The 14672-nt window shown below is 35.9% G+C and carries 14 protein-coding genes; 9 read left to right on the forward strand and 5 right to left on the reverse strand.

Annotated elements, in window-relative coordinates:
- Window positions 1-178: 178 nt before the first annotated feature.
- Both CUC15_RS03480 and CUC15_RS03485 read right to left on the reverse strand, forming a co-directional pair.
- Entirely contained in the window at window positions 179-478 is a 300-nt protein-coding gene (locus CUC15_RS03480; RefSeq protein ID WP_114915375.1) for a spore coat protein, read from the reverse strand.
- Window positions 479-491: 13 nt separating this feature from the next.
- Entirely contained in the window at window positions 492-695 is a 204-nt protein-coding gene (locus tag CUC15_RS03485) for a spore coat protein (RefSeq protein ID WP_114915376.1), read from the reverse strand.
- Window positions 696-992: 297 nt separating this feature from the next.
- On the opposite strand from CUC15_RS03485, the gene CUC15_RS03490 reads away from it, so the two are divergent.
- Window positions 993-2042 (forward strand): ATP-grasp domain-containing protein, encoded by a 1050-nt coding sequence (locus tag CUC15_RS03490; protein ID WP_114915377.1) that lies wholly within the window; start codon window positions 993-995, stop codon window positions 2040-2042.
- Window positions 2043-2093: 51 nt separating this feature from the next.
- Window positions 2094-3185 carry a M20 family metallopeptidase gene (locus CUC15_RS03495; protein WP_114915378.1) on the forward strand — a complete coding sequence of 364 codons (1092 nt, stop codon included), beginning with the start codon at window positions 2094-2096 and terminating at the stop codon, window positions 3183-3185.
- A gap of 267 nt (window positions 3186-3452) precedes the next feature.
- On the opposite strand, the gene CUC15_RS03500 is transcribed toward CUC15_RS03495, so the two are convergent.
- Window positions 3453-3779: a nucleoside triphosphate pyrophosphohydrolase gene (locus CUC15_RS03500; protein WP_114915379.1), complete on the reverse strand. Its 327-nt coding sequence runs from the start codon at window positions 3777-3779 to the stop codon at window positions 3453-3455.
- Window positions 3780-4591: 812 nt separating this feature from the next.
- On the opposite strand from CUC15_RS03500, the gene CUC15_RS03505 reads away from it, so the two are divergent.
- From CUC15_RS03505 to CUC15_RS03525, 5 genes are all read left to right on the forward strand, one after another.
- Entirely contained in the window at window positions 4592-6871 is a 2280-nt protein-coding gene (locus CUC15_RS03505; RefSeq protein WP_114915380.1) for an ATP-binding cassette domain-containing protein, read from the forward strand.
- A gap of 774 nt (window positions 6872-7645) precedes the next feature.
- On the forward strand, window positions 7646-8356 hold the full coding sequence (locus tag CUC15_RS03510; RefSeq protein ID WP_114915381.1) for a DUF421 domain-containing protein: 711 nt from the start codon (window positions 7646-7648) through the stop codon (window positions 8354-8356).
- Between the two features lie 406 nt (window positions 8357-8762).
- Window positions 8763-9590, forward strand: a complete 828-nt coding sequence (locus CUC15_RS03515) for a basic amino acid ABC transporter substrate-binding protein (protein ID WP_114915382.1) — start codon at window positions 8763-8765, stop codon at window positions 9588-9590.
- Window positions 9591-9694: 104 nt separating this feature from the next.
- A complete protein-coding gene (locus CUC15_RS03520; RefSeq protein WP_114915383.1) occupies window positions 9695-10351 on the forward strand; it encodes an amino acid ABC transporter permease in 657 nt (218 codons plus the stop codon).
- Window positions 10348-11070: an amino acid ABC transporter ATP-binding protein gene (locus CUC15_RS03525; RefSeq protein WP_114915384.1), complete on the forward strand. Its 723-nt coding sequence runs from the start codon at window positions 10348-10350 to the stop codon at window positions 11068-11070. Before CUC15_RS03520 ends, CUC15_RS03525 begins: the two co-directional genes overlap by 4 nt.
- 213 nt (window positions 11071-11283) lie before the next feature.
- Here the strand turns inward: CUC15_RS03525 and CUC15_RS03530 are convergent, their stop codons facing one another.
- A complete protein-coding gene (locus CUC15_RS03530) occupies window positions 11284-11616 on the reverse strand; it encodes a thioredoxin family protein (protein ID WP_114915385.1) in 333 nt (110 codons plus the stop codon).
- A gap of 131 nt (window positions 11617-11747) precedes the next feature.
- Between CUC15_RS03530 and CUC15_RS03535 the strand changes: the two genes are divergently transcribed.
- On the forward strand, window positions 11748-11933 hold the full coding sequence (locus tag CUC15_RS03535) for a hypothetical protein (protein ID WP_114915386.1): 186 nt from the start codon (window positions 11748-11750) through the stop codon (window positions 11931-11933).
- Between the two features lie 104 nt (window positions 11934-12037).
- Here CUC15_RS03535 and CUC15_RS03540 read toward each other — a convergent pair whose 3' ends face one another.
- The gene (locus CUC15_RS03540; protein WP_114915387.1) at window positions 12038-12607 is read right to left on the reverse strand and encodes a hypothetical protein; all 570 of its coding nucleotides are present in this window, start codon (window positions 12605-12607) and stop codon (window positions 12038-12040) included.
- Between the two features lie 289 nt (window positions 12608-12896).
- Here CUC15_RS03540 and CUC15_RS03545 point away from each other — a divergent pair, with 289 nt between their 5' ends.
- On the forward strand, window positions 12897-14318 hold the full coding sequence (locus tag CUC15_RS03545) for a PQQ-dependent sugar dehydrogenase (RefSeq protein ID WP_114915388.1): 1422 nt from the start codon (window positions 12897-12899) through the stop codon (window positions 14316-14318).
- Window positions 14319-14672: the final 354 nt, after the last annotated feature.

Raw genomic sequence — 14672 nt, forward strand, 5'->3', positions numbered from 1 at the left:
TTAATAAATGCTCATATTTTTTCTCTGTTTTAGATAGTCATTAATGGGCGGCAGGATGTAACAAGCATCTAAAACCATTATGTCTCAACGTTTTAAAGGTCATGAGTCTAACTCATGACCTTTTTCTCACCTTATTTACATATTAAATTCGCTTTCTAGGCTGAATTATTAACTATTGTTATCCTCCTATTTTCAGAGCCTTTTTCCCATTTTGGAGGTCTTGAGAAACTTGTTCTTTGATATCATATGCATGATACATCTCTTTTTCTATCATGAATTGTGCAATTTTATCATGCAGGTCAATCGCGATTTCTAATTCTTTTTTTAATACTTTTTTAACTTCAGGTGTTGCTGTCTCTGTAATAGCTACTGCCAATGATCTTACACCGGATTTAGCAGACAGCAGCAGGTCAGTTGCGATTGTTTGGTCATCAATAATCTCTTTAATATTATTTAACTTTTCCGTTTTAGTAGCCATGTATATCCTCCTTCTATGCCTTTTTCAAAATTTTTGATAGTTCTTTGACCGAGTTAGTGGATGCTTCAACATCTTCTTTTAATATCTTCTTTAAATCTTTATCTTTTACAAGTTCTAGCATAGCTGTGCCTTTCTTTAAACAGGACGTTTTAAATAACAATATTTCGTGTACTTCTAATTTTTCATGCATGGCAAGGTCAAGTTCTTTTGTAGCCATAGATAAATCCCTCCTATTTCTATTGCTCATTATATTTGGATTTGTACCCGATTTCCTAATATGTAAACAAGAAAAAGAATAGAAGACAGATACTACATAAATATCTCAGATAGATAAAAATAGAGCTTTGATTTGAACAAAGCTGAAACTTGAAATAAAAGCATGTTTAACTGTTAATCTAAAATCACAGGTTTCCTCTTTGCAGGAATTACAATAGGAAGATTAAATTTTAACTTGAAGGGTAAATATTAGTATCTATCTTTTAAAAAATGATTTAAATAGCGAGGAGTAGAATAAATGAACATCTTATTGACATCAACTGCGAGAAGAATTGACTTTGTAGGATTTTTTCAGGATGCTTTAAAAGATGCTGGCATCGACGGGGAAATAATTGCTGCAGATCCTGAATATAATGCCCCATCGCTCCAAGCAGGGAACGAAAACTATGTAATTCCACAGCAAACAGATACAAATTATATGGAAGCAATAATTGAGATTTGTAAGAAACATCATGTGGACTGTCTCGTCCCATTAAATGATTGGGAAGTACCGGATATATCTGCACATAAAAAAGAACTGGAGGAATTAGGTGTATCTGTATTCGCACCAGATTCCAATATTGTCGAAAAAGTAAGGGACAAGGGAAAGTACCAGGAGCTGCTGGATCCGCTGGACGTTAAGACTCCGCTCTCCTATTTTACTGTTGAAGATGCAAAGAAGGCATTGGAAAAACAAGAAGTATCCTTTCCGTTAATCGTGAAGCCCCGTAATGGATCGGCTTCAATAGGCATTGAAATTATCGATAATGTAGAGGATATGGAATTTGCCTATCAGCATGCCGTTCGAAAGATTAAAGAAAGCCCATTGGATGACGCGACATCCAAAGAACCTGAGGACAATGTCATTATTCAGGAAGTGATAGTAGGAGATAAATTTAGTGTCGATATGTTTAACGATTTAAATGGCCGTTTTCTTACCTGTTTCGCTCGGAAGCAATTAGGTATGAGGGGCGGAGATATTGACAGGTGCATTACGGTAAATATCCCGGAATTAACAGACATCGCACAGCGATTAGGCGAAAGCTTTGGCCATGCAGGTTATATGAACACGGATGTTTATTTCAATGGTACCGATTATTACGTTATTGACATCAATCCCCGATTTGGCGGCGGCTATGCATTTACCCATTTAGCAGGAGCGGATATTCCAGCTGCGATTATAGCACTAACCGCTGGGAAAGAGGTACAAGAGGCTTGGCTGCATCAAAAACCTGATATCGAGCTAGCACGACATGATATTGTTGTTCCAATAAATAAACAAAAGGTGAGGCAAGCACTTGAAGAATAACATTCAAAGTGAAACATTTGATGAAGCTTTAATAAATACAGGAGGGATAAAATGAGCGATCCAATCCCCTTATTAGAAGAGCTAATAAAAATAGACAGCTCTACTAAAGCTGGTGCGAACAAAGCAATTTCCTATTGTGAACAGTGGTTAACAGACCACGGTCTCCCCGTAATAAAATTAGAGAATCAAGGATTTCACATGCTCGTTTGTGAAATAGGTCAAGGTGATCGAACGATCGTATTAAACGGACATATCGATGTTATTGAAGCAGAGGAAAGGCAGTTCCAACCCTATATCAAAGATGGAAAAATGTACGGCCGCGGTGCAGTCGATATGAAAGCAGGAGTCGCTGCATCCATGTTGGCAGCAGCACAATTGAAAGACAGTGACTTAACATCCCGGGTCATGCTTCAAATCGTTCCAGACGAAGAGACCGGCGGCATTAACGGAACCAAATATTTAACAGAGAAAGGCTATTTGGGAGATTTTATTATTTGTGGTGAACCAACAAATATGGGGATTGCTATCCAATCTAAAGGCGTGCTTCAGCTCGATATTATCGTCCAGGGGAAACCTGCTCATGGGAGTCGTCCATGGGAAGGCGCGAATGCAATCACCAAAGCGATTAGTCTCTATGAAGAAATTTTAGAGCTTCCTTTTGCACAAGAAAGCACCCCTATGTTTAATCGGCCATCTATCAATCTCGCGAAAATTCAAGGAGGAACCGTCTATAATAAGGTACCCGATCTATGTGAAATTTCTCTGGATATCAGATATCTGCCAGACCAATCTCCTGAGGATATCGTTCAACAGATTCAGGCAATAACAGACAGCACCGTAACAACTCATATGCTCAATAATCCGGTCAAAACAAAAGCAGACAATCCTTATGTAGAAGCATTGGGCGAATCAATTAAGCGAATTACCCAGCTCGAAAAAGTAAACATTTTCGGTCAACACGGTTCCAACGATGGTCAGTTTTTCACCGAGTACGGAGGTTCGGCCGTAGAATTTGGGCCTGTTGGCAGCGACTGGCATGGGGAGAACGAAATGGTTGATGTTGATTCAGTGAGAGAGTATCAGGAGGTGCTGGTGGATTTTATTTTGTCTTTGGATGATAATTATTCAAAAACTCACCGATGATTATATTTTTAAAGGTACAGAAAAAGGTCCTCGCATATAATGATGGTTATGTGAATTATTTACGGGTTATAAAATTTTTGGAGAGGTCTTTCACTAAGTTACTAAACTTATTGTAAGCCTCTTTTTTCTGTTCTTTATCATGTGGGGCGTAAACTTAGAAAGTTGTAATAAAATCATACAAAATCGTCTGGTTAAAAATCTGCAAATTTAGTACTAAAAGAGATTCCCCTAAACAAAGTGGAATCTCTTAAAAAAACACCTTCATATCTAATCTTCAACTTCTAAAAGAAAGACTTTTTCTACATAGCTTCCATGTTTCTCAGCTTTAAGAGAACGAATTTCTTCTACTTTTTCCATGGAAGATCCGTGAACATCTTTCACCAAAGTATTGATGATTTCTAATAGATCAGCGATCTCTTCCAATGCATCTTCCTTTGTTGCTGCATGCTGGTATTCTTCTACTTCTTCAAATAATTTTTTCTTCAGTTCCAAAATATAACGATCCTGATTTAGTGTTTCTGTTTTACAATCTTTACCGGAGTCTTCGATGATCTCCGGAATACGGTCACGTACGAGTTTATTATAGGTTGTCATAGGAACACTCCTTTTAGTTGTTCATTTTTACTGTTTCACTTTTTCCCTTTTGGTAAACATAGAAAAGGAAAATATTAGTGAATCATTCTTAAATTAGAAGGATTTATGATTTAGAACCTTTTAAATTTAGCTATCTCTTATTCCTTTCATACATGTAGTTTTTTGCACCTACTCTAAAGATTGATAATTTGTTAGGGTAATATTAATAAGGCAATTTGATAAAATTTCAATTGAAAGAGGACCACGGGGACAGGCACTTAAGACCACTTTAAAGAGATTAGAGTAGGTCACTTCAACCATGTCCTTGTGGCCCTTCGTCTAGAGAACCGTCCCAATTTATCACAGGTTACGAGTTGTAGAAACCACTTTGCATGAAGTTTAAGTTTATCTGTGAATGGATAATTTGGCCTCTAATTTCACCAGCAGATTCAGTTCCATCTAAACTTTTTGGGGGAGAGTCTTCATGGCTTTTACAAATGCCATTTCGGGGCGGAGTTAAGCGAAGGTAGGGCAGGTTTTTTGAGAGTTGTTTACAAGCGGGTTTTCATTTTAGCTTGAGAATAAAGTTTTGAAAGAGCGTTTGAGGTAGGTTCTAAGAAAAACAGGGATACCCTTTACTATCAGGGGGCATCCCTTGATTTTATTTTACAAGGGTTTATGCTTTGTATTAATAAAAAGTTTTGCAGATCAAGTGATACGAAAAAGTTGAGAAAATGGGGAGGGTGTAAGACTTTATTCAAAAGCGACTGATTGATGGAGTCTAAAGTATCTTTGGCGCTTTCTTAGTAAATAAAATCAGAAAGGATGATAATGTGTCAGAAATAAAAGATGAAATCATTTTAAGAGGGCTTAAAGAAAATAACTTAAAAAATGTAGATTTAAATATACCGAAAGAAAAAATCATCGTATTTACTGGTCTTTCAGGCTCAGGAAAGAGCTCGGTTGTTTTTGATACATTAGCAACAGAAAGCAGAAGACAAATGACTTTGAACTATCCTCACTATGTTAGATATCAAATGCCAAGGTACGAAAGGCCTCATGCTGACCTGATGCAAAACTTAAGCCCGGTTGTAGTAGTAGAGCAAAGACCTATCGGGGGCAATTCTCGCTCAACAGTTGGCACCTATATGGATATAAATCCATTAATTAGACTTTTGTTTTCAAGAATAGGAAAACCATCAATAGGTTCTGCACACGAATTTTCAAGCCAAAGTTCCTTTGGCAGATGCCCAGAATGTAGTGGATTTGGGGAGGTCATTGCGCCAGACCAAAATAAGATAATTGATTTCGATAAGTCACTTCGAGATTATGCAGTGAAATTTAAGCCATTATCACCTTCAGGTTGGCAAGGCAGATGGATGATGACCTGCGGATTATTCAATCCGGATAAAACAATAAGGGACTACTCAGAAGAAAAACGTAATCTGCTATTATATGGTCCCCCAAAAGGTAAAAAAGTCAATGCACCGTTTCACACAAAAAACGGACCTCAAAGACATGATTGGGATGGGTTATTGCCCAGATTTACACGCCTTTATATCAATAGAGATATCTCAAAACTAAAAGAAGTAAGCCAAGATGACGTCTTAGCCGTATCAACTCAATTCTTATGCCCAACTTGCCAAGGTTCAGGCCTAAACCCAAAGGTATTAGAATGTAGAATAAATAGTTTAAATATCGCAGAATATGACCAATTAGAGCTTACAGAACTACTGGAAGAACTAAAGAGGATAAAAGATCCTATGGGAAAATCTATCGCACTACAAACAATTCCACATATCATTCAACTAGTTGAAATGGGATTAGGATATTTGAGTTTATCAAGAAAAATGGGAACCTTATCCGGTGGAGAAGCTCAAAGGGTAAAAATCGCTCGTCATTTAAGGAGCAGCCTAAACAACATCACATACATTTTCGACGAACCGAGTGCGGGACTCCATCCGGAAGAAGTGGATATGTTAATACAGATGCTAAAAAGTATAAAATCCCAACATAATACCGTTATCGTTATTGAACACGATCTGTCTGTAATAAAAGCAGCGGATGAAATCATAGAGTTGGGGCCAGGAGCAGGTGTAAATGGAGGAGAAGTTATCTATCAAGGGAAATTAGAAGGGCTAAATAAATCTAAAGCCGCAACAAACCTAAACCACAAGCTATTGATAAACAAAAATCCAAGAAATATAGAAAGTTATTTTACAATAAAAAGTGCAATTAACAATAACTTAAAAAATATAAGCGTAAATATTCCTAAAAACGTCTTAGTCTCTATATGCGGAGTATCTGGTTCAGGTAAAAGCTCCTTAATGTTGGAAGCATTCACTAAAAAGTATCCAGAAACCATAAAGGTTGGACAGAGTAGTATAGGAATCTCGAACCGTTCGACACTAGCCACATATATGGGAATAATGGATGACATTCGCTCAATATTTTCGAAAGAAACAGGACAACCAGCGGGATTATTCAGCTTTAACTCCTTAGGAGCATGTCCTATTTGCAAAGGAAAAGGAGTCACAACGCCAGACGTAGCATTCGCAGATCCAGTGACTCTTCGCTGTGAAGCATGTAATGGAACGAGATATTCAGACGAAACACTATTATATCGATATCGGGATAAAAATATAGTTGAGATTTTAAATTTAACAATAGAAGAGGCTATGAACTATTTTAAAGAACATAAAATCATAAAAAGAGTGAATACGCTTAAAGACGTAGGATTAGGATATTTAACCTTAGGACAGACGACAAGTTCTCTAAGCGGAGGAGAAGTCCAACGCCTTAAACTTGCTAGCCACATACAGAAAGAGGGACAAATCTACCTATTAGACGAACCATCCTTAGGACTGCACAAAAAGGATAACGGAATACTCTTAGAAGTATTTCAAAATCTTGTAAACAGAGGTAATTCCGTTATAATAATCGAACACAATCTAGACTTTATAGCAGCGAGTGACTGGGTAATAGAGTTAGGTCCAGGAGGAGGAAAAAAAGGCGGACATATTCTATTTGAAGGCACACCAGAAGAAATGTTAAATGCAGAAACATTGACAGCAAAATGGTTAAAGGATGGTGTTACAGAACATCTTACTTAAAAATATGGATTTATTAATTGAACTTGCCTCATTTATCGAATTGGGGCATTCATTGTTAATGAAAGATAAATTGCTGGTGTTATAATTCTCATATTTTTGCTCATAGAAATTTTTACTTGGCGGCATGATGTAATTTATCATCGCCAATTCTTTGAACCAGTGCATTGTGTAAACATTTAGTATTGAGAAGACTACTTCCTAAGGAGGTAGTCTTTTTAGTTGTGAAAGGTGAACGCAAATATAAGAATACCACAGAGGTAAATATTCAAAATTACAAAGTTTTATTAGGTGGTTTTACTGATTATTGCCATGAAATGAGATTCTAAATGTTGAGGAGATTAAGAGTAACCACGTTAAAAGTTATTTAATGCATTGCCAAAGTCAAGGGAATCCTGTATATATTTGATGCCATATAATACAACAATAGAAAATGTCGTAATTTAGTGTTCACATATATTTTTTAATACTAATAAATATATGGGGAAACCTATGGCTGAATTCACCGAAAGAAAAATGATATCTCCTCCTTAAATTGACGTGGTGGATTTCATTTATTGCAGGCATTATCTCCTTCACCATCTATATTAGGTGCTGTTGGCGTCGTTTTTATTGGATTGTTAATGGTTCATTATCGATACTATTTTTAAACCTCGAGTATACGAGCATACTTTGAATACGCTTATTGTTAATTCTTTTTGAATTGTATTCGAAAAGGGTTAAACACTTTATTAAATCTTATCCATATTTAACATATTTAGAAACGGAGGATTTCACATGGCTGAACAGTTGGAAGTAATCCTAAGGAGTATTGGCTCCTTCTGCATATTATTGATAGGGGCCAAAATTTTAGGAAAACAAACCATATCAAAAATGACAATTTTCGATTTTGTCGCTTCCATTTCACTTGGTTCAATTGCTGCTAATCTTGCTTTTAATACTTCATTAAAATTTCATAACGTGCTCATATCATTCGCCATTATGATTGCGATTCTTTTTGTAGCGGCTTATATGTCGATGAAGGGAATTAAAACTCGTAGGTTTTTGGCAGGCAATCCCACCGTTGTGATTGAAAACGGAAAAATATTAGAGGGCAATATGAAAAAAATGCGGTACACACTGGATTATCTCAATCAACAGTTAAGAGAAAAGGACATATTTGAAATCAGTGAAGTTCTTTTTGCGGTTTTGGAAACAAATGGAACGTTATCCGTTCAAAAAAAACCGAATTTCCGCCATGTGACAAAACAGGATATAGGGATATTTACTGCACCAGAATCGAAGCTTCCTATTGAATTGATTATGGACGGGCATATTGTTGAAAGTAATTTAAAAGAGAACAATCTGAATCATAAGTGGTTACAAGTTGAAATTCAAAAACGAGGATTATCCATTAATGACGTTTTTTACGCAGTTCTTGGAACAAATGGGGCAGTTTACATTGATACATACAAAGACCATATCGAATCCCCAGTTGATAAGGAATGAGTTTAAGGACAATAACTTCTGGGGAAATATGTTTCATTTTAAGAAGATAAGAGTGATTTTAAGTATTATGTGTTAGTTAACTTTGCATTGTACCTGGACTGCTTGGAAAATAAATAACTTAAAATACTACAAAAGACTTACGAGTTTGATCAGATGTTTATGATAAATTTGTATTGGCAGCTAGCAATATATCACTGTATGCAAAGAACGTTTGTGGAAGGTAGACTTCTGAGGGGAATAGACGATATTAGTTCTTGTTACTATATTGTAAAATAGATTATCAGTTTTTGTTTGGTAAATATATTGCAATGTTTATCAAACAAATGTAGAACTATTCATATATTATTAATATTTACATAAATATGATTAATTCAATAATATTCTGATTGTGAAAAGGGGAAGTAAAATGAAAAAAAGGTCATTCTTGTTTTTCGTGATTATTTCTACATTCCTGTTGATACTATCAGCTTGTGGAACTAGCAGCAGTAAAGACGCAACATCAACAGAGGGAGAAGAATCGTCTGAAAAAAACTCTCTACGAATTGTGACAAATGCAGCTTATGCACCATTTGAGTATTTTGATGGAGATAAAATTGTTGGTTTTGATGTTGATTTAATCAATGCACTAGCTGAAGAAACAGGATATGAAGTGGAGATTGAACATGTTGGTTGGGATCCTATTTTTGTAGAAATAGAGTCTAATAGAGCTGACTTATCTATTGGTGCGATTACTATTAATGATGAAAGAAAACAAACCTTTGATTTTTCACACCCATACTTCTTATCTACAAATAAAATCTTGGTTCCAGAAGATAGCGCAATTCAATCAGGAGAAGAATTAAAAGGTCATATTGTCGCTGTTCAAACAGGTACAACTGGATCTGAAGCAGTTGAAAAATTGCTTGGTAAAAACCATAAAGATATCAAAAAGTTTGAGGATAATAATATTGCAATTCAAGAATTGCTTCAGGGTGGAGCAGCAGCGGTAGTTGCGGATAACACGGTTGTTGAGGAGTACGTCAAAAACAATTCGGATCAAAAGCTAAAAGTTGTAGAAGATAGCAGTAGTTTTGAACAGGAATTCTATGGTTTTATGTTTCCGAAAGGTAGCAAATTAAAAGCGGAGTTCGACCAAGCTCTTAATACTCTTTATGATAATGGTACTTATGTTGAAATCTATGAAAAATGGTTTGGAGTAGAGCCGAATCTTGAAACGTTAAAAGAACAGCAGTAGGCAAAAATTGCGTAACTTATGGTACATAAAGTTACGCAATTTTTAAATCTGTGGGAGATGAAGAAATAAATACTACAAATCGTTCATAAGGAAGGAGGGTCTCAATGACCTTTCGTTGGGATATTATTATTGAATACTTACCATATCTATTGCAAGGTACATTGCTCACAATTGGCCTTTCTTTAGGATCTATCATCCTTGGATCAGTGTTAGGATTGTTTATAGGACTAGGCCGTATTATTAGTAACAAGATATTATCCTCTCTGTTTTATTGTTATATTACAATATTTCGTGGAACACCGTTATTGGTTCAAATTTTCCTAATCCATTTTGGAGTAGTTCCATTATTTGCGGGGGAAACAAATGCAGTTATTGCGGGAGTAATTGCCTTATCCTTAAATGCAGCAGCATATATTGCAGAAATCTTTCGTGCAGGTATTCAGTCAATTGATAGAGGACAAATGGAAGGGGCACGATCACTTGGCATGACCCATTCTCAAGCAATGCGTTATATCATTTTACCGCAAGCTTTTAAACGAATGGTCCCGCCTCTTGGAAATGAGTTTATTGTTTTATTGAAGGATTCATCATTACTCTCAGTTATTGCTGCCCCCGAATTAATGTATTGGGGAAGAGCAATGGGCGGCCAATATTTTAAAGTATGGGAGCCGTATTTAGCGAGTGCATTCATTTATTTAGTGCTCACGATTACCTTAAGTTCCCTACTTAATCTGCTTGAAAGAAGGCTGAAGACAGTATGATTAAAGTTGAGAATTTAAAAAAGTCGTTTGGACATAATGTAGTGTTAAAGGATATTAATGTAAAAGTTAAACCGCAAGAGGTTGTGGTAGTAATCGGACCATCAGGATCAGGGAAATCAACATTTTTAAGATGTATCAATCAACTAGAGACAATCACATCCGGTAATATTTACATTGAAGGTGTAGACACGACTGATAAAAAAGTGGATATTAATAAAGTTCGCATAGAAGTAGGGATGGTATTCCAGCACTTTAACCTTTTTCCGCATAAAACGGTCCTCGAAAATATCATGCTTGCTCCGCTAAAAGTTAGGAGGGTTTCAAAGGACCAAGCGGCACAAAATGCCCGAGAGCTTTTGAAGAAGGTAGGGCTTGCTGAAAAAGAGAATGCTTATCCAGATTCACTTTCAGGTGGACAAAAACAACGGGTCGCGATTGCAAGAGCGCTAGCAATGCAGCCGAAAATCATGCTTTTCGATGAACCTACATCAGCATTGGATCCAGAAATGGTCGGTGAAGTTTTAGAGGTTATGAAACAGCTTGCAATGGAAGGAATGACAATGGTTGTTGTCACACATGAAATGGGGTTTGCAAAAGAAGTGGGCGACAGAGTTATTTTTATGGATGAAGGTCTCATCGTCGAAGAAAACATTCCAAAAGAGCTGTTTAAAAACCCACAGCAAGAGCGGACGAAGTCGTTTTTAAGTAAAGTTTTGTGATTGAATATCCTAATTGTAAAGCACCAGTCGCTAGGGCTGGTGCTTTACATCTTAACCGGTTAGAACATGGATTGGTGCGCAGTTTTCTGTATTGAAATAATAGAATTCAATGAGAAAATACTATCTCACATCAGATCTGTTCCAGGTGAGCTTTGAGGAATAGTTTTCATTGCTTTTACAAGTGCTAAAATTTACTGGGTATCCAGATGATTTTCAAAGCACATTATCATATATTTTATTAATTTTTTCATCAAGCAGATCCATGTGTACAATTCGTGCTTCACGTACATACTCTTTTCCTTTAACAAAAAGCAATAATACAGGAACGGTAAAAATAGAATAACGACCAGCGATTTCTTCCACTTCATTTGCGTTAATATGGCCAAGTTTAATCTTGGGGTATTTCGTCATTAATAGCTGAACCTGTGGCAGCAGTCCATGACATACACTGCAATTTGGACGTGATATATAGAGAAATGAAAGTGTGTTATCTTTTAAAAAACAATCGATCATATCGATGTTGTTCAGCTTTTTAAATTCTCTCATGCTTAACCCTCCATAAAGGTTTCCTTTGAATCTATAGGATAACAAAAAACATGCGTTAGGTCACGGATAGATGTTTAATACTTATAAGTAAAGGATATATAATACTAAACGATATATCTGAGGTGAAAAATATGAATAATAAAGATAAAAAATCACCAAAAGAGAAAAAACGGAATGCTTTTGAAGAAGGTCAGGAATTTGTTGATCCTATACCGTTAGAAGATCTGAAAATAGAAATGGAAGATGAAAAGAGGAAATTTAAGACTAAGAATGATTCACAAAGTGAACGAAAGTATAAGAGAAATGATGATAAATAATTAGAATTGAATATAAAAGTGTCAGGGAATAACAATTCCCTGGCACTTTTATATGTTTTTTACATTTATAAAGAAATTCATATTCTTGGCAATAAACCCCAAACTCACCTATATTTTACCATCAATTTGGACCATTTCTTAAAGATCAACCTGCTTAATTCAGCCCATATCCAACTATACATAAAAGAAAAAATGTAAATAAATCCTATAACTTTTAATGAAGGAGACGTACTGGCAACTGGACCTAAAACAGGGAAATGGACAATATACAGAAGAAAACAAATCCCGCCGGTTAATAATATAGACGTAAAAACGATGATGCCAATTCGCCTTTTTACAATAAGAAGAGCTATTCCAATTCCTAAACCAACTACCCCTGTTGTAAACAGGAAAACGAAAGATTCTCCAGGCTGGATCAGAATCAGTAAAAGAAATGTTAAAACGTAACTTTGAAGCCCAAAGGGAATAGATATAATGATGCAAATCAGGATAGGGAGAGTGGCAAAAGGACTGATGAAATAACCGATCCCTGGGAGAAAGTTTCCGGTTGACTGCAGGATAGCTGCAATTGCAGACAAAAGGGCGGCTAATACGAGTTTTTTAGAATGAGAAAACCTTTTAAAATGATGGTGGAGCTCGTATGATTCATGTGACAAAATGCTAAACCAATTCATGGGGTCCTCCTTCTCTTCTTACAGCACAAAAACTTTATTACTCCATCCTTTTTTGGTACATAAGATACTTCAGAAATTAGAACCTTAGATGTTATATATGAAGGACAACTGACAAAAATACGGATTCAAGCTTAAAACTCGTATTAAGATGTTGACAAAGAGATTGTTCTATATATGTGTATGATATTATGTGAATTTCCGAAATGTTCGGCCCCTAAATTGATACTAATGGAACAGTTCGAATCATATTCTTTTAAAAGGAAACAATTTAGAAGGGGTGTGAAATTAGTTGATAAAAGTTAAGGTTAGTTTACAGCCCATTGTAAGTAAAATAAACTTACCCACTGTTTTGAAAACAGCGATACTTCCTGGTGACTCAACTGAAAGATTATTTATTGCAACCCAGGTAGGAGAAATCTTCTACATAGGAAACGGGACTATAAGGACTTTTATAGACATTCGTCCGCAAATCATAAAACTTGGTACTTCTGAACAAGGTGTTTCTAGTAGTGGATATGATGAACGGGGACTCTTAGGGTTAGCGTTTCATCCGGAATTTTATTATAATGGTCTGTTTTATCTTCATTATTCAGTAGCAGGAACACAGGGTCCAGGTGCTCTCTCTGAACCATTTAAGCCTAACCCGTGTGATCCGCGAACTTTAAAACTAAGATGGACAAATAGAGAAACTCAATATGATCATATTGATACCATTGAAGAATGGGGTTTACAAACGAATGGCAGTCCTCAAAAACGGCGAACATTACTTAATATAAGAAGACCATTTTTTAATCATAACGGTGTAAATAGCTTAAACTTTTCGCCTGAAACCGGAAACCTCGTGTTAACTACCGGAGATGGTGGTTCAGGCTACGATCCATTTAATTTAAGTCAGGACGATATGGAAATCGCTGGTAAAATTATTGAGATTGATGTAGCGAAGAATACATTTATCAATAATCCGCCCGTAGTCACACGCTTTAATGAACTTCCTGTACCTATTCAGGAAACGCTGACGGTAATTGCCAAAGGTGTTCGCAATATACCGGGCATTTCATTTCAAAGGTTTTATAATCAGTATATTAAATATGTCGGAAATGTCGGACAGGATTTGGTAGAGTCGATTTTTTCATTCGTTCAGTATAAACCAATACCGGTTACTCAGCTTATTCAAGCTTCTTTAATGAAACCTACACCTGACCTAGAAGGAATTATTAACTTTGGCTGGCGGGGATGGGAAGGTGCTTTTCCCACTTCTTTCATAAGGAGATGCACTACAAACCCGGCTTTGGATGAGAAAACAATTGCATATTTCAATGAAGCAATAATTTCCTCGGTGAAGCGTATTCACCCAATCACTAGTTATTATCATAAAGATCCCCGACCCGATAAGTTTGGAGGAACTGCACTTACAGGAGTGCAAGCCTACATGGGGAATGAAATCCCAAATTTAACAGGAAGCGTCGTTTTTACCGATCTTGCAACAGAATCTCAGCCGATTAGAGGGGGATTGGCTTTTACCAGGGTAAGTGCAGATTGCAAACTAAATGATTATAGTGTTATTGAAACCGATTATAATTTTGGGTCCGTGTCAGCTTATTATGTTACTTTGGGAACGAATCTTGATCAAACAAGACTGTATTTAGGGGTATATCGATCTATGAAAGTGACTGATCTTAACCAAGGTACTGTTTATGAAATTGTTCCATAATTTATAACTATAAAATTCCACTTAATTCCAAATAAAATGAACCGACATAATAAATAGAGAGCAATCATGTTCCCTCGTTTGTTTATTTTTCAAGAAATAATAATCTGAACATTAATTGAGCAAAAAGGGTATCAACTTGTAAATTCAGCCTAAAAAGAATTGTTCCGGTTTTCACATCTCTTGAATCAATGTATAGTATTATATTTTACATCATGTTATTTAAAGAAAAGTGATTACCTATGTACTCATTTGATAAAAGTAAAATGACTTCTTACCAAAAATACATAGCTGTGATGTATGATGGAAATTTCATGAAACACTATAGAAAGTTTAAGAAATACATAAAGTGGAAAA

Origin of the sequence: Oceanobacillus zhaokaii (assembly GCF_003352005.1) — a bacterium.
GTDB classification, from domain to species: Bacteria; Bacillota; Bacilli; order Bacillales; family Amphibacillaceae; genus Oceanobacillus; species Oceanobacillus zhaokaii.

Coding starts and splice junctions, on each gene's coding strand:
- CUC15_RS03530 (WP_114915385.1), bottom strand. CDS start 11,616: ATGAGAGAATTTAAAAAGCTGAACAACATCGATATGATCGATTGTTTT.
- CUC15_RS03510 (WP_114915381.1), top strand. CDS start 7,646: ATGGCTGAACAGTTGGAAGTAATCCTAAGGAGTATTGGCTCCTTCTGC.
- CUC15_RS03520 (WP_114915383.1), top strand. CDS start 9,695: ATGACCTTTCGTTGGGATATTATTATTGAATACTTACCATATCTATTG.
- CUC15_RS03495 (WP_114915378.1), top strand. CDS start 2,094: ATGAGCGATCCAATCCCCTTATTAGAAGAGCTAATAAAAATAGACAGC.
- CUC15_RS03485 (WP_114915376.1), bottom strand. CDS start 695: ATGGCTACAAAAGAACTTGACCTTGCCATGCATGAAAAATTAGAAGTA.
- CUC15_RS03540 (WP_114915387.1), bottom strand. CDS start 12,607: ATGAATTGGTTTAGCATTTTGTCACATGAATCATACGAGCTCCACCAT.
- CUC15_RS03480 (WP_114915375.1), bottom strand. CDS start 478: ATGGCTACTAAAACGGAAAAGTTAAATAATATTAAAGAGATTATTGAT.
- CUC15_RS03500 (WP_114915379.1), bottom strand. CDS start 3,779: ATGACAACCTATAATAAACTCGTACGTGACCGTATTCCGGAGATCATC.
- CUC15_RS03525 (WP_114915384.1), top strand. CDS start 10,348: ATGATTAAAGTTGAGAATTTAAAAAAGTCGTTTGGACATAATGTAGTG.
- CUC15_RS03515 (WP_114915382.1), top strand. CDS start 8,763: ATGAAAAAAAGGTCATTCTTGTTTTTCGTGATTATTTCTACATTCCTG.
- CUC15_RS03535 (WP_114915386.1), top strand. CDS start 11,748: ATGAATAATAAAGATAAAAAATCACCAAAAGAGAAAAAACGGAATGCT.
- CUC15_RS03490 (WP_114915377.1), top strand. CDS start 993: ATGAACATCTTATTGACATCAACTGCGAGAAGAATTGACTTTGTAGGA.